A 17,842-nucleotide genomic window follows, 5' to 3' on the forward strand; every position below is an offset into this window, starting at 1 on the left:
CGCCTCCTAAGCGGAAAAAGATTAAAGCGCCGCGTAGCGCACCATTAGGCAGGTTTGAAGCGCCGCCAGCTTATCAAGCGTGCTTTTTTGCACTTCGGAATCGACCAAAATGACCGCCAAAGCGTCCCCCTCCTCGCCTCTGCCTAAGCGGAAATCCGCGATATTGATGTTCTCGTCGGCTAGGATCGTGCTTACGGATTTAATAACGCCCGGCACATCGGTGTTTTTGAAGATTATCATCTTGCCTTTCGGCTTAAAATCGGTCTTAAATCCGCCGATATTTACGATACGCTCCTCGCTGCCATCAAATACGGTGCCCGCGACGTTTGAGATCGCTTTGTCGGTCGTAACCTTAACCGAGATCTCGCTTTTATAAACACTTCGCGCAAGCTCGCCAAAGCTCGTCTCGATCCCCTTTTCATCCGCAAGAAATTTAGCATTGACGTAATTTAGCGAATCGCCCGAAGAATCGTGCAGCGCGCCTACGATTGCAAAAACGAGCATCGATTTTAGATACTGCACCACCTCGCCGCTGCCCTCGATGCGAATCGATTTGATCGGGCCTTTATTGATCTGCGCCGCAAGATAGGCCATTTTCGAGACCAAATTTATATACGGCTCGATACCGCGCGGTAGATCCTCGAGCTTAAGCGGCAAATTTAAAGCGTTTGGATAGTTTAAGCCGCGCGCGGCGCTGATCGCCTGCTCTGCGGCTTCTCGGGCGATATTGCTTTGCGATTCGAGAGTATTTGCGCCAAGATGCGGAGTCGCGCTTAAATTTTCGATATCCAAAAGCTCGTGATCGGTCGCAGGCTCTTTGTCGAATACGTCGATGCCGAGATATGCGATCTTGCCGCTGCGTAGATTGTTTGCAAGCGCTTTTTCATTATACAGCCCGCCTCTGGCGCAGTTTATTAGGCGCACGCCGTCCTTCATCTTCGCTATTTGCGGCTCGCCTACCATATTTATCGTCTCTTGATTTTTCGGCGTATGGATCGTGATGAAGTCGCAAGATAAAATTTCATCGAAATTCTTCGTATATTTTACTCCGAGCTTCGTGGCCTTCTCAGGCTCGATATAGGGATCATAGGCGATGACGTTCATCCCAAACGCAAGCGCGCGCACCCCCACGCGCGAGCCGATGTTTCCAAAGCCGATGATGCCGAGGCTCTTTTTATAAAGCTCGGTGCCGTACCATTTCTCGCGCTTCCAAATTCTATTAATTTTCAGATCGTTGCAGGAATTTACATATTTGCGCGCAGCATTCAGCAGATGGCACATGGTCATTTCGACCGCGGCGATGGTGTTTGCAGTAGGTACGTTCATCAAAATAATGCCGCGCTTGGAGCAGCCGTCGATATCGCAGTTATCTACACCCACGCCCGCGCGCACGATCGCTTTTAGCTTGGTGCCGGCATTTAGAAATTTCTCATCCACCGCCGTAGAGCTTCTGGTAATCGCGACGTCAGCATCGCCTAAAATTCCGTATAGCTCGCTCTTGGGCACGCTCGTGGCGTCGATTACTTTAACGTCCGATTCCTGCTTAAGCAGATCGAAACCGATTTTGTGGATTGCGTCGCAAACTATGATAGTTTTCATTAAATTTAACCTTTAGAAGTGGGTCCGCAAGGCGGGGATGCCTTGCGGGAGGAATTATTTATTTAGTTGATCTTTGATCAGATCCCCTAGGCTTTGCTTCTCGTCGTCGTTGCTATTGATCTCGTTTAGCGCCTCGCGCTCCTTCTGATGAGCCAGTCTGCGCACGCTTAGGCGAATTCTGTTTTTCTTCTCGTCGATAAAAGCGATCGCAGCCTCGATCTCGTCGCCCACTTTTAGGCTATCTACGCTTACGTTGCCGAGATCTTCCTTGCGGATAAGCGCGTCTATACCGCCTCCCAGCTCAACAAAAATTCCGAACTCTTTAATATCGCGGATCTTGCCTTTTACGACATCGCCTTGATTGTGACTCTTGGCAAACTCGCTAATCGGGCTATCGCCGAGTTCTTTGTGGTTTAGAGAAATTTTTTGAGTATCTTTGTCGATCTTGATGATCTTAACCTCGATCTCGTCGCCTACTTTGAATAAATTTTTGCACTTCTCGCCGCGATCCCACGAAGCGTCTTCGTTATGCAAAAGCCCCTCTACACCGTCGATCCTCACAAACGCGCCGAAGTTTGTAATCGTAGTGACGCTGCCTTTTAGCACGTCGCCCACTTTATGCTTAGCAACAAACTCGTCAAAAGGCTTGGTGAGTAAATTTTTAAGGCTCACGCGTAATCTACGCTCGCTAGGGTTAATCTCTACGACCTCGACGTCGAGCTCTTCACCCTCGCTGATGAAATCTTTCGGATTTTTGATATTTTTATCCCACGAAATTTCGCTGATATGCAAAAAACCCTCGATGTCGTTGCCAAGATCGACAAACGCGCCGTAAGGCTCGATATTACTTACTTTTACGCGGATCGTATCGCCCACTTCCAGGCTATCTTTAATCTCGTTCCAAGGATCGGGCATCGCCTCTTTGATCGAAAGGGAGAGATGCTTTTTATCGTTGTCATATTTGATAACCTTAACCGGAACCTTATCGCCCTCTTTGTAAAGCGAGCTTGGATTTACAGGACCTTTGTATGAAATTTCGCTGTAGTGCACGAGCCCGTCCACGCCGCCTACGTCTACAAACATACCGTAGGTGGTGATCTTTTTGACGACGCCTTCGATGATGCCCTCAGTAGCGATTACTTTCTCGATCGCCTCTTTGCTTGCTTTGCGATCCTCATCAAGTAGCTTCTTGCGCGATACTACGATGCTTTGCTCATCTCTATCGACCTTAATGATCTTTACTTTGAAATTTTTACCGACGGCGCCATTTGGGTTTTTAAGCGCACTTTGCGAGCGCGGCATAAAAAATTCCACATCGTCTGCATTAGCACAAAGGAAACCGCCCTTATTAAACGATAGAATTTTAACGTCATAGACATTTTCTGCGTTTTCATCATAGGAGTCGATGAACGCCTTTACTTTTTCCTTCTTTAGAGCCTTTTTATACGATACGACCGGGCGACCGCCTCTGCTTCCGATAATAGCGACTTTGATGTCATCTCCTACATTAACCTGCGGATTTCCTTGATCGTCGCTAACCTCGGCGGCGTCCAAAATGCCCTCCGACTTCCTGCCTACGTCTATGAAAACCTCGCCGTCCTTAAGGGCGATAACCTTACCTGTGACGACCTCGTCGCGAGACTTCCCGGCGTCATACTCCTCTAACAATGTCGCAAAATCTTCCTCTGCGTGGTTTTGAACCTTTTCGTTCACCTCAGCCATATGCTTCCTTTAAATTTATTTGCGCTTTTTTGAAAAGAACTAAAATGCGCGATTCTAGCCAAAATTTGCTTTTAATTTGATAAATTTCTAAGAATAAATTTGATAAGAGGGCTTATAAATTCTGCGTTAAATTTTCGATTCGCGCTACTACTTTTTTGATGATCCAATCAGGCGTGCTGGCTCCTGCGGAGATGCCGCATAGGCTTTTGTTTTCAAACCACGAGCGTTCAAGCTCGCTTTCGTTTTCTATGAGGTAGCTGTCTTTGCAAAAATTCTGCGAAATTAAAAAAAGCTGCTTGGTGTTGGAGGAATTTTTCCCGCCTACGATTATCATCACGTCGGCCTTTTGCGACAGGCTTTTTACGGCCTCTTGATTTTCCAGCGTCGCATTGCAAATCGTATTAAAAATTCTTAGCTCCCTTGCGCGCTGCATCAAAAAATCCGCGATTTTGGTAAAGCTTTCTATCTTTTTCGTAGTCTGTGAAACGAGCGCGACGCGCGAGCCAAGCTTGACGTCTTGCAGTTCCTTCGTATCCATGATCACGAATACGCGCGATTTTGCGTAGGATTTCACACCCTTTACCTCGGGATGATTTTTATCGCCGAAGATTACGATATCATAGCCCTCTGCGCTCATCTTTTCTACGATCTGCTGCGGCTTGGTTACGAAAGGGCAGGTAGCGTCGATGAGCTCTTTATTTTGCGCCTTTAATCTTTGCAGATCGTCTTTTTGGATACCGTGCGTGCGGATGATGAGCTTTTGCTCGTCCTTGATCTCACTAACGCCTTCTAAGGTTTTGACGCCGAAATTTTGCCTTAGCCTGTTGATCTCTTCGGCGTTATGTATCAGTTCGCCGATCGTAGCGGCCTCACCGGCGCTTTCTGCGATCTTGATCGCGCGCTTGACGCCGAAGCAAAAGCCGTAGCTTTTGGCCATCTCAATCTTCAACGCCGGCCCCGATCTGTCTTAAAATCGCGGCGAAATTCGGAAACGACGTCGCGATACAATCGCTATCTTCGATGATCATCCCCGATCTTAAGCCCAAAATCGCAAAGCTCATCGCGATGCGGTGATCTCCGCACGGCGTGATAATCGCTGCGTTTGCCTCGCCGCCTTCGATCTGCCAGCCGTCCTGTAGCTCGCGCGCCTTGATACCGCAGGCACGAAGCCCTTCGCAGGTTACCTTTATGCGGTCGCACTCCTTCACGCGCAGCTCGGCGGCATTTCTAAGCACGCTACTTCCCTGTGCACAGGCAAAGGCGATCGCAAGCGCAGGCGCTTCATCTATCAGCCACGAGATATTTTCGCTCACCTCCACGGCGTGAAGCGGCGCGTAAGCAACCTCTATATCGCCGATCTGCTCGTAAATTTCGCTTGTTTTATTAAATTTTACCTCGGCGCCCATGCGTTTTAAAATTTCATACGCCTCTATGCGGGTTTTGTTTAACAGCATATTTTTTAGCACGATGCGCGAGCCTGGGATTATCGCTGCGGCGACGGCGAAAAAAAACGCCGAGCTTGGATCATTTGGGATAAAAATTTCAAGCGGTTTAAGCGGCAAGCTAAGCGGTGCGACTTCGATCGCAAGGTCGTTTCGCGAAATTTGCGCACCCATCGCTTTTAGCATCCGCTCGCTGTGATCACGGCTAAGCTCGGGCTCGCTAAACCTGCACCCGCTGCCGCGCAAGGCCGCTAAAATTAGAGCGGTCTTTACCTGCGCGGACGCAATCTTACTCGCGTATTCAAAATACCCAAGCTTTTGCCCCAGCACCGCAATAGGCGCCTTTTCGCCGCCTTGACGCCCGTAAATTTTAGCGCCTACTTTGCAAAGCGGATCCGCAACGCGCCTCATCGGACGCTCGCTTAGATAGCGATCGCCGCATAGCACGAAAAAGCCCTCGCGTCCCGCCAAAAAGCCCATAAATAGCCGCATAGCGGTGCCCGAGTTGCCGCAATTAAGCGGGACATTCGGCTCTTTGATAACCTCCGGCGGAGTGATTAAAATTTCGCCCGCATCGCGCTGCACGCAAGCGCCCAAAAGCTCCACTATTTTTAGTGTATTTAGCGTATCCTCGGCGGCTAGATAGTTTGAAATTTTACTCGTCCCCTCCGCTAGCAGCGAAAAGATCGCCGCACGATGAGAGATCGATTTATCCGCGGCGATATTTGAAATCTCCGCCCGCAAAGGGCTTGCTTGCGCAAAAATTCTCATCGCAGTCCAAGTCCCAGCTCGCTGCTAAGCGCGGCTAAAATTTTATCGGTAAAGCCCGCGACTTCCTCGTCGCAGAGCGTTTTTTGAAGGTCTTGAAATACAAGTCTGATCGTCAGGCTCTTTGAATCGCCCAGGCTTTCGTCACTGTAAAGATCGCTCGGGATAAATTCCTTTAGCGCCTCGATTTTAAGGGCGTCTATGCACTCTTTGATCCGCTCGAAGCGCATTCCGCTCGGCACCAAAATGCTTAGATCGCGCGATACGCTAGGGAATTTCGAATAAACGTCCGCTACGATATTTTTAAATTTAAGCTTTGAAAAATCGATCTCGCACAGATAGCTTTTATCCAGATCGCGCCCCGCTTCTACGGCGTAATCCACGCGCCCGATAAAGCCTACTATTTCGCCGCCATGCTCAATCTGAGCTTGCTCGAATTCGCTTAAAAATTTCAAATTTTCGCCAGGCAGCCTGACGTTAAATTTACCGATGACGCTTTGGATTAAATTTGCAAAATACAAAAAATCCACTGCGGCAGGTTTTGCACCGGCAGCGATAGAGGGTTCGGCCTTTAGCCCGCTAGCGATGAAGCCCAGCCTTAGGCTCTGCGCGCCGCTTTCGTCAAAGACCTCTCCTAGCTCAAAAAGCTTGACGCTTCTGCGAGAATTCTTTAAATTTCGCTCAGCAGATTCCAGCAGATGATTAATTAGCGTCGGTCTTAGCGCGTCCAGCTCGCCGTTTATCGGATTTAAAATTTTAACCTTGCACGGCGCAAAGCCTAAATTCTCTAGCGCTTTTCCGTCGTCAAATACATAATGCACGCACTCGAAAAATCCTACTGCTGCCGCCTTGCTACGAAGCTTGCGTACATTACATAAGCTTACGTAGGTATCGTTTAGGCGGTTTTTTTCGTAGAAGCTTAGCGGCGCTGCGGCGATATTATCGATGCCCACGATACGCACGATCTCCTCGCACACGTCGTGGGAATTTACGATATCGTGGCGGAAAGGCGGCACCTTGGCGGTGATGAGATCGGCTTCGACGCCCACATCAAAGCCCAGCCTTTTTAAAATTTTTACGATCTTGTCGCGTGGAATTTGCGCGCCGATCATTGAGTTTATCTCTTTTTCGCTAAAGCCCACGATAAGCGGTTCCAAAGCATTTGAAATCTTTTGTGTGCCCGCATATAGGCTCACGGCTTTATTTTTAAGTAGCAATCTAAATAGCAGATCGAGCCCTAGCCTAAGCTTTGGCTCGCTGCCTCTACTTGAGCGATACACATGCTCGTCGCCTTTTAGGCCTTTGTTTTCGTTTACTGCTTTGGCGATAATTAGTGGCGCGGTGTAGTTTGCCTCTAATAGCACCACTTTGCTACTGCAACACGCCTTTAGCTCCGCGTCTTGGCAAATCCCTGCTACGCTAAGCAATCTCTTGCCCGCATAAACGCCGAACTCACCGTTTGGCATAGGCTTTATGTCAAGCGCTACCTTGCCATCTGCGGAAGCGATCTTTTCAAAATCATAAGCACGCAGCAACACTCCGGTAGAATGAGTAGCGTAGTTGATGAAATTTTGCACCGCGCAGCTTTGCAAAATACCAACGCTTGCAAGACGCAAGGTCTGCTTTAAATTTAACTTCAGCTCGCCTTTGATCTCATAAGCTCGAAAAGCAAATTTAGCGCTTACCTCATCGCTTGCACGTACGCTTAAAATTCTACCGATACCAGGCGCTCCGTCGGCATCTTCAAATTCGTGCTTTTCCTTTAGCGGCAGATCAAGCGCTGCGCTTAGATCGCGCGCTACGCCTAAGATGCTAAGGCAGTCGCCGCGGTTGGGAGTAAGCTCGATCTCGATGACGTCGTCGTTAAAAATTTCATACTCGCGCAGCTCCTTGCCGAGCACGAGCTCGCCGATGCTGCTATCAAGCACCATAATGCCGTCATTTGTTTTAGCAAGCCCAAGCTCCGTTGCCGAACAGATCATGCCGAAGCTCTCCACTCCGCGAAGTTTGGCGGGCTTTATCTCAAGGCCGCTAGGCAGCACGGCGCCGATGAGGCTAACCGCGACGTATTGCCCAGCCTCGACGTTTTTCGCGCCGCAGACGATCTGCAGGCTCTGCTCGCCGACGTCCACTTCGCAGACGTTTAGATGATCGGAATTTTCGTGGCGATGCTTGCTTTTTACGAGCCCCACGACGACGCTAGCGGGAAGCGAAATTTTATCGTGCGCGTCGACTTCGAGGCCGATAGAGTTTAGCGTAGCGGCCAGCTTCTCGCTTGAAATTTCTCCTATGTCGATCCACTCTCGTAGCCAATTTCTCGTTATTATCATTTAAACTGCTCCAATAATCTAATATCGCCTTCAAATAGCGAGCGCAGATCGGGGATGCCGTGCAGCAGCATCGCAAAGCGCTCGACGCCGAGCCCGAATGCGTATCCGCTGACGTTTTTCCAGCCCACCGCTTTAAAGACGTTAGGATCGACCACGCCGCTGCCTAGCACCTCAAGCCAGCCCGTCTGCTTACAGACGCGGCATCCATGGCCATGGCAGAAAATACAGCTGATATCGACCTCCGTACTCGGCTCCGTAAACGGAAAGAAGCTCGGACGGAAGCGGACTTGGACGCTACCGAACATATAGCGCAAAAATTCCTCCAAAACGTATTTTAAATTTGCGAAGCTCACGCGGTCTCCCTGCTCGACTACTAGACCCTCCACTTGATGAAACATCGGCGTATGGGTTAGATCCATATCGCGGCGAAAGACCGCACCCGGGGCGATCATACGCACCGGCGGAGCTTTAAATTTCTCCATCGTGCGGATCTGAACGCCACTGGTGTGCGTGCGCAATAGCCGTCCGTCATTTAGATAAAACGTATCTTGCATATCGCGCGCCGGGTGGTATTTGGGTAAATTTAGCGCCTCGAAATTATGAAAATCGTCCTCGATGAGCGGGCCGCTTTCGACGCTGAAATTTTGCGCGATGAAGTAGTCTATGATCTTATCCATCGTCTCCATCACGGGATGCAGCGCGCCGCAGCTTACGTTTTCGTTAAAAAGCGTGACGTCGCTCGCTTCATTTTTCATCGCCTCTTTTTGCTCCGCCTCTTCCAAGCTCGCCTTTTTAGCGGCGATGAGCTCGCTGAAATAATCGCGCTTTTCATTTGCGCTTACGGCAAGCTCTTTTTTCTGCTCGGGCGCTGCGGATTTGAGCTCGGCAAAAAGCGCCGTTACGATGCCTTTTTTGCCGAAAAGCTCCAAGCGCACGGCTTCCAGCTCGCTTAGGCTCGATGCAGCGCCGATTTTTGCTTTAATCTCTTGCAAATTCTATCCTTGTAGTTAAATTTAATGGCGCGATTGTAGTTAAAATTTGATAAAAGCTAGGTAAATTTGCGTGTTTGGATTTTTTGGCTATAATCGCGGCTAAATTTCAACCTCATAAAAGGATCTAAAATGAACGTCTTCGAAAAGATCGTAAACGGCGAAATCCCGTGCAACAAAGTGCTAGAGAACGATGAATTTTTGGCTTTCCACGATATCAACCCAAAAGCGCCGATCCACATCCTGGCGATCTCTAAAAAATGCTACGAAAACTTCCAAGTAACGCCACCTGAAGTGATGGCGAAGATGAGCGCTTTCATCCAAGAAGTAACTCGCAAAATGGGGCTTGATAAGAGTGGATACCGTCTCGTTTGCAACTGCGGCGAAAACGGAGGTCAAGAGGTGATGCATCTGCACTTTCATATCCTGGGCGGAATGAAGCTACCGTGGGACCGCGTCAGCGACCGCAATACCGAAGAGAATTTTTAAGGCTAGAGCTCAATTCTATAAAAACTAAAATTCCGTGAAATTATAAAATTTTACGGAATTTGCGAAATTCTTTGAAATTTTTAAAATTCCGCTTCATTTATAAGCACCGAGGTTTTAAAAATAATCAAAATAGTAAAACTATAAGCTAAAATTTATCATCAGACGCTAAAAAGAAATACAAATTTATCACAGACGATCTCTTAGCAAATACCATTCTTGAGCTGCAAAGCTTTAGCTCTTAGAATTTTTACGGCTATGAAATTTGAAATCGACAAGAAATTTTAACGATGCGGCAAAATTTTAAATGAAACCGAGCTTTATAAAAAGAGTTATGATTTTACATGGCGAATGAGCTAGATTTCAACGATATGAAATTTAAAACCTACATGAATTTTGCTTTGAATGAGCGATTTAGCTTCAGTTTTCAAGCATAATTTAAAATTTTAGCGTGAAATTATAATCTTAGAATTTTAAAATTTCTTGAAATTTCAATATTAACTTTAATGGATTTTAGGGGCATGTGCCCCTAAAAATTTTGAAAGGATTTGCAAGGATTATTTACTTAGCATTGAGCTTAGCATCCATAGGCGTTTTTCATAATCGCCGTAGTGATCCTGCGCGATATTTGAAGTAGTATCGTCGCCCTCTGCTTCGGCTACCTCTTGAAGCTTTTTAAACTCTTTTACCAAATACTCGTAGGCTTTTTTGACGTTCTCAAGTACTTCGGTTACGCCGTAGCTGTCCTTTGCGCTGATCGGCGCGTCTTTTGAAAGCTCGATCAGATCCTTGGTCTTAGTTACCGCCTTGCCGCCTATCATTAACGCGCGCTCGGCCATATCGTCGAAAAGCTCGCCCATCTCATCGTAGGCCTCCTCTGTGTAAGCATGAACCTGCGCGAATTGCAAGCCTTTAACATTCCAGTGATAATCGTGAAATGCGACAAAGAGCGCATGAGCGTCCGCCTGAAGTTTGTTTAATTGTTTTACTGTTTTTGACATTGTGTCTCCTTTATTTAAAATTGCTGTAATTATAGCAAGATTTGCTTAAATTATAATTATACTAAGTAATAAATTTTATCTTTTAGTGAAATTTTAAAATTAAATGGCTTTTAAATTTATCTACAATTTTTTTGAAATTTCAGCTATGCTGCATTATAATGCCGCATTATGAAAAACAAATTTATGATAACCATAACCGACCTTAACGGCTCTAGGAATTTTTTGCTTTCGCAAATCATCAAAAAGATCGCGTTATATCTGGTGCTATTTGTTTTTACTATTTTCATCACGGGTGCGTTATATATCAGGTATCTGGGCTCTAAAATCGATAGCCTTTCGCGAACCAAAACCGAGCTTAACGAGCTAAATCAAAAACTTCGCGACGGTATCGCGGCAAGTCAGATGGAATTTGAAGCCATCGAGGGTAAAATTTCGGATTTGGAGCATCAGTTCGGGCTTGATCCTGAGGAGGATGAGCGCGCGATCGACCGCCTATCTCACATCAAGCCTACTTCCGAACAAGAGATCAAAGAGCGTGCGCAAAAGATCATCAACGAAAAATTCTCCGACGCACTGATCAAAGAAATTTTTATGCAGATCCCAAACGGCAGGGTCATGCGCACTCATCAACTCAGCGAGAAATTTGGCTGGCGCAACCATCCTATCTTAAAACGCAAGCAGTTTCACCCAGGCGTTGATCTACGCACTCCGCCCAAAACACCTATCTATGCGCCTGCAGATGGTATCATCCAATACAGCGGCGCGGGCGCTACTGGCTACGGCAATCTAGTCGAGATCCGCCATAACTACGGCTTTACGACACGATATGCGCATTTGGATTCAAATTTAACTCGCAAAGTAGGCGAGTTTGTAAACAAAGGTGATCTCATCGCTTTTAGCGGTAATACCGGACTTAGCACAGGACCTCATCTGCACTACGAGATTAGATTTTTGCAGCTGCCGCTAGATCCGCTAAATTTCATCAACTGGAACGAAAAAAATTACAAAGAAATTTTTACTAAGGAGGAAGATGTCCCATGGCAATCTTTAATAAAGGCGATGCAAACACCGCTCAAACAACAATAATCTCGTCAGGCACGCTCATCAAAGGAGAGCTACACCTGTCGTGCATTTTGCATATCGACGGCAATGTCGAAGGCGACGTGATCTCCGATAATACTGTCGTCATCGGTAAAAATGGTACCGCGCGCGGCTCGATTAGGGCCAAACATATCGTAATCAGCGGCAAATTTTTCGGTAATATCGAAGCCGAGCTCGTCGAGCTACTAGGCGGCGGCGTGCTCGTGGGCGACGTGCTATCGCAAAGCTTCGGCATCGAAGTCGGCGCAAAATTTAATGGAAAAAGCGCTGTAAGTGGCGGCGATCAAGCCCTAGTCATCGACGGCAGCGCAAGCGAAGACGTCAAGCTCATCGACAAAGCTCTAGGCGAATAAATCGCGCATATTTGGAATTCTTGGGATTTAAAAAAGCTTTAGCTAACGGGGTTTTAGAATCTGATTGATATTAAAATTTTAAAATTTCTAGCCTTTGGAATTCTTAGAATTTTAAAGATTTTTATATTTGCGAGATCTTAGGGTGTCATCAATCTTAAAATTTGGAATTTTAAAAAATTCCAAATTTTAAAATCCTCACAACCAAAATTATTGAAATTTTTAAGCTTTGAAATTTTCGAAATTTTAAAGCTTAAATATGCTTAAAATTTAAGAATTACGCAGATCGTAAAACCCTAAATCCTAAAATTTTGCGCTTACATGGGATTTTGAAATTTTGCTTGTAAGCCGGATTTTAAAATTCGCGCCCAGCTGAATTTAAAATTTTAAAATTTCGCCGCAAAATAACGCATGGACGCAAAATTTCTGCTCGCACATACTTTAAAAGCTCGCGTAAGTTTTAAGTTTCGCAGAAGCTATGTAAGCAAGTATAAATTATCTACGCCGAGTGCTTTGACTCGTTATAGCTCTTTGTGCCACCAGCTTAAAATATCCGCGAGGTGATAAATTCCGCGGACTGAGCTAATTTAAGCCCATTATTAGATTAGTTATGTATAATGCGATTTCTTTTTGTGGACAGATGGGTGAGTGGCCGAAACCACACCCCTGCTAAGGGTGCAGCTTCTAACCGGGGCTCGAGGGTTCAAATCCCTCTCTGTCCGCCACCAATTCAAAATTTTTAAATCAATAAAATTTCACTTCCGTGGTTCAGTCGATTCTAGCCGCCTAGGATACTGCCTAACAGCAGCACCGGCATCATTAGCGGCATTACAATGAACCCTTGTATATCGGTATCCATTTTCGCATCGCGCTCGCTTTTGATCCCGCTATCGACCGCTATACGCGCAGGGTACTCGATCGGCACGCCTAGGCGGTGTGATCTGCGCAGCTCGTCGTGATCTTTTAGGCGCTTAAAATATTTGCCTTCGATCAGATAAGAGTAGCGAAACGTAGAGCTATACGCGGGCTCCAGCTGCTCTGGGTCGTCCATCAGCTTAGCCTGCACGGATAGCGGCAGATCGTATTTTACGAGCTCGATTTCGTGCTGGATATACGCAGCATCGCTGCCCTCGTTATATCTGTCGATCGTGAGCATACTTACGTTGCGCCTTATCGCGTCTTTATTCAGCGACGCCAGACTCGCGACCTTGGCGCGCACAGCGCTGAGATTCGCATCAAATACGTAATCGTAAATCTCGCCGCTCATACGCAGCTGACCGCCAGATGCCGCGCTCATCGCGACGATGTGCTCGCGCCCTTGCATGTAGCCCGGCAAATTCTTACTCGCACATCCGCTAAAAATTCCACAGCATAGCGCCAAAAGCGCGCCATAAATCCAAAATTTCATAAACTTCCTTTGTAAAATTTAAAGACGGATTGTATTAAATTTTGCCTTAACGAGAGTGGAATTTTACGGTGCGGCAGAATAGAATTCTGCGGCGGAATTCTATGGCGGCGCGTAGAATTTCGCGCGGATTTGTATAAAATTACGATGAATTTCGTAAGAGCTGAAGCCGGAATGCGCGGAAGAGGCAAAATAAGCGCAATGGCACTACCGAGATTTTAAAATTTTAAAATCTCGAGGAAATTTCGCGGAAAGAGACGAGTCATTTGCACGTCAAAACTTAACCATCATCGCGAGCTTGCTTTTAAATTTTAAAATTTTACGACAGGCTTTAGAATTTAAAATCCAAAGCCCTTTTTGATATGCGGCGCGCTACTTTCGATTTGCGTTAGCAAGCATCAGTTTTATGCGGTTTTCTTGATTTACCGCGCTTGCGCCCGGGTCGTAATCGATCGCGGCGATGTTTGCTTGCGGGTAGTTCTGCTTGATCTTTCGGATCATTCCGCGCGCGATGATGTGGTTTGGCAGGCAGCCAAAGGGCTGCGCGCACACGACGTTTTGTATGCCGTGACGCATAAACTCGACCATCTCCGCCGTCAGCAGCCAGCCCTCACCCATCTTCACGCCGTGACCGATGTAGCCGTCGGCGGCGGCGCGAACCTCGCTAAATGGGCTCGGTGCGCGAAAGCCGAAACGCTTCATCTGCTTAATCATCATGCGCTGGAAAAATTCCACTACTTTAGCGACCGCGAGCGAGCCGTAATACGCCGCGCCGCCCTTGCCGTAGAGCTGCTTGTCGTAGACCGCATCGTAGATACAGGTAAGCACGAAGTCCATCAGCCCCGTATTTACGGGCTCGGCGTTTTCGCGGATAAGGTAGGCGTTTAGGCCGTTGTTGCCGATGGGCGAGTATTTGAGATAAATTTCGCCCACGATGCCCACTTTTACTCGCGGCTTATCGTCGCGCTCGATTTTAGCAAACTGCGAGAGGACAAATTTGAAATTTTTCTTGAGATTGAAAAATGATCTTTGATCAGTCAAATTTTTGATCCGCTCGGCGCAGAGTTCGTAAATTTCATTCGTTTGGTTTTTGATCTTTTCGTAGGGCTTGCACTGATTATACAGCCCCATCATCAAATCGCCGTAAAATATTGCGGCGAAGAGCTTTAGAAGCGATTTTTTTCCGAGGCTAAATTCATTCTCATCTAGCGAGCCGAAATTTAACGAGATCGCGGGGACGTAGCTAAAGCCGCTGTCCTCAAGCGCTTTGCGAAGCAAATTTATATAGTTGCTCGCTCTGCAGCCGCCGCCCGTTTGGCTGATGAGAAGCGCTACCTTGTGCGTATCGAACTCGCCACTTTTGAGCGCGTCGATGAACTGCCCGATGACGAGTAGCGCGGGGTAGCACATATCGTTGTGGACGCTGCGAAGCCCCTCCTCGACGATATTTTGACGATTTTCGCCGAGCAAGACGCTCTTATAGCCCTCGTCGCGCAGCACCCCCTGCATAAAGCGAAAGTGCGGATCGATCATTGTGGGGATCAATATCGTGTGGGTCGCTTTCATATCTTTCGTAAATTTAGCAAACATTAGCGCGCATCCTTTCTTGCTTCTTGTTGCGCGCCTTGCCTCTCGCGCTCTAGCATGGTAGCTTTTAGACTGCGAAGGCGGATCTTGACCGCACCTAGGTTGGTGACCTCGTCGATCTTAAGCTGGGTGTAAATTTTGCCGTTTTGGCGCAGTATGTCGCGCACCTCATCGCCCGTGATCGCATCTATCCCGCAGCCGAAGCTGACTAACTGCACCAGCTGCATACGCGGGTATTTACAGACGAACCGCGCCGCACTATAAAGCCTGGCGTGGTAGGTCCATTGATTAAGGCTTTTCGTCTGCACCCTGCTAAGCGGCAGCGCGTCCTCGCTAAGCACTATAAAGCCCAAGGAATTTAGATAGCGATCGATACCGTGATTTATCGTCTTATCAATATGATACGGGCGACCCGCTAGCACGATGGCAGGCATGCCGCTTGCATTGATCTCCTTTAGGGTCTCCTCGCCTTTTATTAAAATGGTATTTTTATAATTTTGCAGCTCCTTAAGGCCTTGCAAGACGGCGTTTTTCACGGCGTCGGAATGAAATTTATACCCGGCGTCCGCTAGCTCAGCCTGCATCGTTTTGCAAAACGAATCTTGCATGTTAAGATCCACGTGCGGGTAGAGGAATTTTTTCTCCTCCAGCGCGCCTACGTTCGCGCGTATCAGTTCGGGATAGTATGCGACTACGGGGCAGTTGTAGCAGTTCTCGCTGATATTTTCATCTAGGCTGTAGCTCATACACGGATAGAAAATAAAATCGACGCTCTTGTTTAGCAGATCGTAGATGTGACCGTGCACGCTTTTAGCCGGGTAGCAGACGGTATCGCTCGGGATGCTTTGGCTTGCTAAAAACAGCGTCTCTTTTCGCGGCTTTTGCGACAGCACGACGCTCATGCCTAAATTTTCAAAAAACGCGCTCCAAAACGGGATCATCTCAAACATATTCAAAACAAACGGAATTCCAACCCGCGGCGCATCCTGCTTCGGTGGCTTGCGATATTTTCGCAAAAGCTCGTTTTTAAACTCAAATAAATTCGTAATGTCGTGGCGGATCTCCTTGCCCGCGCCGCGCTCGCATTTATTGCCCGAGACAAATTTAGTATCGCCGAAGTAGCTGATCGTAAGCGGACATTTGTTCGTACAGAGCTTGCAGACGCTAAATTCGCTGCGGTGAGTAAAGCTTTCAAGCTCTGCGCGACTGATCATATCGGTACGCTCGTTCGCGTTATTTTTGGCAAAAAGCGCCGCGCCGTATGCACCCATAAGCTCGCTTATGTCTAGACGGATCACGTCCTTGCCGAGCTCTTTTTCAAAAGCGCGCAGCACAGCGTTGTTTAAAAATGTCCCGCCCTGCACTACGATATTTTGACCTAAATCGTCGGCGTTTCGCACGCGGATAACCTTGTAAATCGCATTTTTGATGACGCTAATAGCAAGACCTGCGCTGATGTCCTCGATCGTAGCGCCGTCCTTTTGAGCCTGCTTGACCGAAGAGTTCATAAAGACCGTGCAGCGGCTACCAAGCTTGGCGGGATGGGTTGCAAAAAGGGCTAGGTTTGCAAAATCTTTAATGTCGTAGCCCAAAGAATTTGAAAAGGTTTGCAAAAACGAGCCACAGCCCGAGCTGCACGCCTCGTTTAGCACGATAGAATCAATATTGCCGTCTTTAATGGAGAAGCACTTGATGTCCTGCCCGCCGATGTCGATGATGAAATCGACCTTTGGATTGAAGTGGCGCGCGGCGCTATAATGCGCGATCGTCTCGACGATACCGTAATCGAAGCGAAAGGCGGTCTTAATGAGATCCTCGCCATATCCGGTAACGCCGCTGCCCTTGATCTTGATGCGACCCTCGCAAAGATCGTACAACTCCTTAAGACGCGGCAGCAGGATATCGACCGGATCGCCTTTATTGGAGGAGTAAAATTTATAGAGCAGCTCGTAGTTTTCGCCCATCAGCACGACTTTGATCGTAGTGCTGCCGCAATCCACGCCCAAATACGCATCTCCACTGTAGGTGTGGATATCCACCTTAGGCACGCTCGCGCGGGCATGGCGGGCGATGAACTCGTCAAATTCCGCCCTGTCTTTAAAAAGCGGCGGCTCGGCTTCCAGCGCGGTCCTATCGGGTTCCTTTTTTAAAAGCGCGATCGTTTCATCTAAATTTAGAGTCTCGCCCGTATCTTTTGCATACAGCGCGCTGCCGTAAGCCACGAAGTAAGGCGCGATGTCAGGGAATGTCGCGGTTTCGTCGGTGAGCTTTAGCACCTCTTTAAAGCGCTTCTGAAGGCCTTTTAGGAAAAACAACGGGCCGCCTAGAAACAGGATATTGCCCTTGACCTCGCGACCTTGCGCAAGCCCAGAAATCGTCTGTTCGACGACCGCAGCGTAGATACTAGCGCAAATATCCTCTTTTCTAACGCCCTGATTTAATAACGGCTGAATGTCGCTTTTGGCGAACACGCCGCAGCGTGAGGCGATCGGGTAAATTTTATTCGCCGCAAAGCTTAAACGATCAAGCTCCGTGATATCCAGATGCAAAAGATTGGTCATCTGATCGATAAATGCGCCTGTACCGCCCGCGCATGAGCCGTTCATACGCTCTTCAAGTCCGCCCGTGAGAAATAAAATTTTAGCGTCCTCGCCGCCGAGCTCGATGACGACGTCGGTCTTCGGAAACATCCGTTTGACGCCGAGCGAGGTAGCGAAAACCTCTTGGACGAACGGAATTTTGCAATTTTTGGCGATACCCATGCCCGCCGAACCTGCTATGGCGACGCTGAATTGCTCGCCTGCATAGGTTTTTTGGATTTGCAAAATTTTATCCAGCACCAGCTCCTTGGGCTTTGCCAAATGCCGCTCGTAGCTCTTGCTTAAAATTTCATATTTATCGTTTAAAACTACCGTTTTAACAGTGGTTGATCCTACGTCAATGCCTAAAAAAATCACATCTCGCTCTTTACTGAATAAATTTTACTCGGCCAAATTCTCAAATTTAGCGCGAGCTTTCTAAATTAAAATTTGCATTTTATAGTAATATTTTTAAACGCAAAT

General features: G+C 47.5%; 13 protein-coding genes and 1 tRNA gene. 4 read left to right on the plus strand and 10 right to left on the minus strand.

The annotated features are described in order from the left end of the window. Positions 1-21: 21 nt before the first annotated feature. The 6 genes from serA to pheS all read right to left on the minus strand — a co-directional run bounded on the left by serA (position 22) and on the right by pheS (position 8,853). Positions 22-1,599, minus strand: a complete 1,578-nt coding sequence (serA, locus tag Q0380_RS04965; RefSeq protein WP_298960895.1) for a phosphoglycerate dehydrogenase — start codon at positions 1,597-1,599, stop codon at positions 22-24. Positions 1,600-1,653: 54 nt separating this feature from the next. Then, on the minus strand, positions 1,654-3,321 hold the full coding sequence (locus Q0380_RS04970) for a 30S ribosomal protein S1 (RefSeq protein WP_298960897.1): 1,668 nt from the start codon (positions 3,319-3,321) through the stop codon (positions 1,654-1,656). A 112-nt stretch (positions 3,322-3,433) separates the two neighbouring features. Next, complete coding sequence (locus Q0380_RS04975) at positions 3,434-4,270, minus strand: 4-hydroxy-3-methylbut-2-enyl diphosphate reductase (protein ID WP_298960900.1); 837 nt, start codon at positions 4,268-4,270, stop codon at positions 3,434-3,436. After that, positions 4,260-5,534 (minus strand): 3-phosphoshikimate 1-carboxyvinyltransferase, encoded by a 1,275-nt coding sequence (gene aroA, locus Q0380_RS04980; RefSeq protein ID WP_298960903.1) that lies wholly within the window; start codon positions 5,532-5,534, stop codon positions 4,260-4,262. Before aroA ends, Q0380_RS04975 begins: the two co-directional genes overlap by 11 nt. Beyond that, positions 5,531-7,861: a phenylalanine--tRNA ligase subunit beta gene (pheT, locus tag Q0380_RS04985; RefSeq protein WP_298960906.1), complete on the minus strand. Its 2,331-nt coding sequence runs from the start codon at positions 7,859-7,861 to the stop codon at positions 5,531-5,533. Before pheT ends, aroA begins: the two co-directional genes overlap by 4 nt. After that, positions 7,858-8,853 (minus strand): phenylalanine--tRNA ligase subunit alpha, encoded by a 996-nt coding sequence (gene pheS / locus Q0380_RS04990; protein WP_298960909.1) that lies wholly within the window; start codon positions 8,851-8,853, stop codon positions 7,858-7,860. The genes pheT and pheS overlap by 4 nt, the downstream gene beginning before the upstream one ends. 129 nt (positions 8,854-8,982) lie before the next feature. On the opposite strand from pheS, the gene Q0380_RS04995 reads away from it, so the two are divergent. Next, positions 8,983-9,339, plus strand: a complete 357-nt coding sequence (locus tag Q0380_RS04995) for a histidine triad nucleotide-binding protein (RefSeq protein ID WP_298960912.1) — start codon at positions 8,983-8,985, stop codon at positions 9,337-9,339. Between the two features lie 554 nt (positions 9,340-9,893). Here the strand turns inward: Q0380_RS04995 and Q0380_RS05000 are convergent. After that, positions 9,894-10,337: a DNA starvation/stationary phase protection protein gene (locus tag Q0380_RS05000; protein ID WP_298960914.1), complete on the minus strand. Its 444-nt coding sequence runs from the start codon at positions 10,335-10,337 to the stop codon at positions 9,894-9,896. Positions 10,338-10,502: 165 nt separating this feature from the next. On the opposite strand from Q0380_RS05000, the gene Q0380_RS05005 reads away from it, so the two are divergent. The 3 genes from Q0380_RS05005 to Q0380_RS05015 all read left to right on the plus strand — a co-directional run bounded on the left by Q0380_RS05005 (position 10,503) and on the right by Q0380_RS05015 (position 12,513). Further along, positions 10,503-11,423 carry a M23 family metallopeptidase gene (locus tag Q0380_RS05005; RefSeq protein WP_366806644.1) on the plus strand — a complete coding sequence of 307 codons (921 nt, stop codon included), beginning with the start codon at positions 10,503-10,505 and terminating at the stop codon, positions 11,421-11,423. Next, positions 11,375-11,791, plus strand: a complete 417-nt coding sequence (locus tag Q0380_RS05010) for a polymer-forming cytoskeletal protein (protein WP_005873147.1) — start codon at positions 11,375-11,377, stop codon at positions 11,789-11,791. The genes Q0380_RS05005 and Q0380_RS05010 overlap by 49 nt, the downstream gene beginning before the upstream one ends. A gap of 631 nt (positions 11,792-12,422) precedes the next feature. Next, positions 12,423-12,513, plus strand: a tRNA-Ser gene (locus Q0380_RS05015). A 53-nt stretch (positions 12,514-12,566) separates the two neighbouring features. On the opposite strand, the gene Q0380_RS05020 is transcribed toward Q0380_RS05015, so the two are convergent. The 3 genes from Q0380_RS05020 to Q0380_RS05030 form a co-directional block, all read right to left on the minus strand. Beyond that, positions 12,567-13,196, minus strand: a complete 630-nt coding sequence (locus tag Q0380_RS05020) for a hypothetical protein (protein WP_298960920.1) — start codon at positions 13,194-13,196, stop codon at positions 12,567-12,569. 369 nt (positions 13,197-13,565) lie between these two features. Further along, positions 13,566-14,783: a 2-hydroxyacyl-CoA dehydratase gene (locus Q0380_RS05025; RefSeq protein ID WP_298960924.1), complete on the minus strand. Its 1,218-nt coding sequence runs from the start codon at positions 14,781-14,783 to the stop codon at positions 13,566-13,568. After that, complete coding sequence (locus Q0380_RS05030; RefSeq protein WP_298960927.1) at positions 14,783-17,737, minus strand: acyl-CoA dehydratase activase; 2,955 nt, start codon at positions 17,735-17,737, stop codon at positions 14,783-14,785. The genes Q0380_RS05025 and Q0380_RS05030 overlap by 1 nt, the downstream gene beginning before the upstream one ends. Positions 17,738-17,842: the final 105 nt, after the last annotated feature.

Origin of the sequence: uncultured Campylobacter sp. (assembly GCF_937959485.1) — a bacterium.
GTDB lineage: Bacteria > Campylobacterota > Campylobacteria > Campylobacterales > Campylobacteraceae > Campylobacter_B.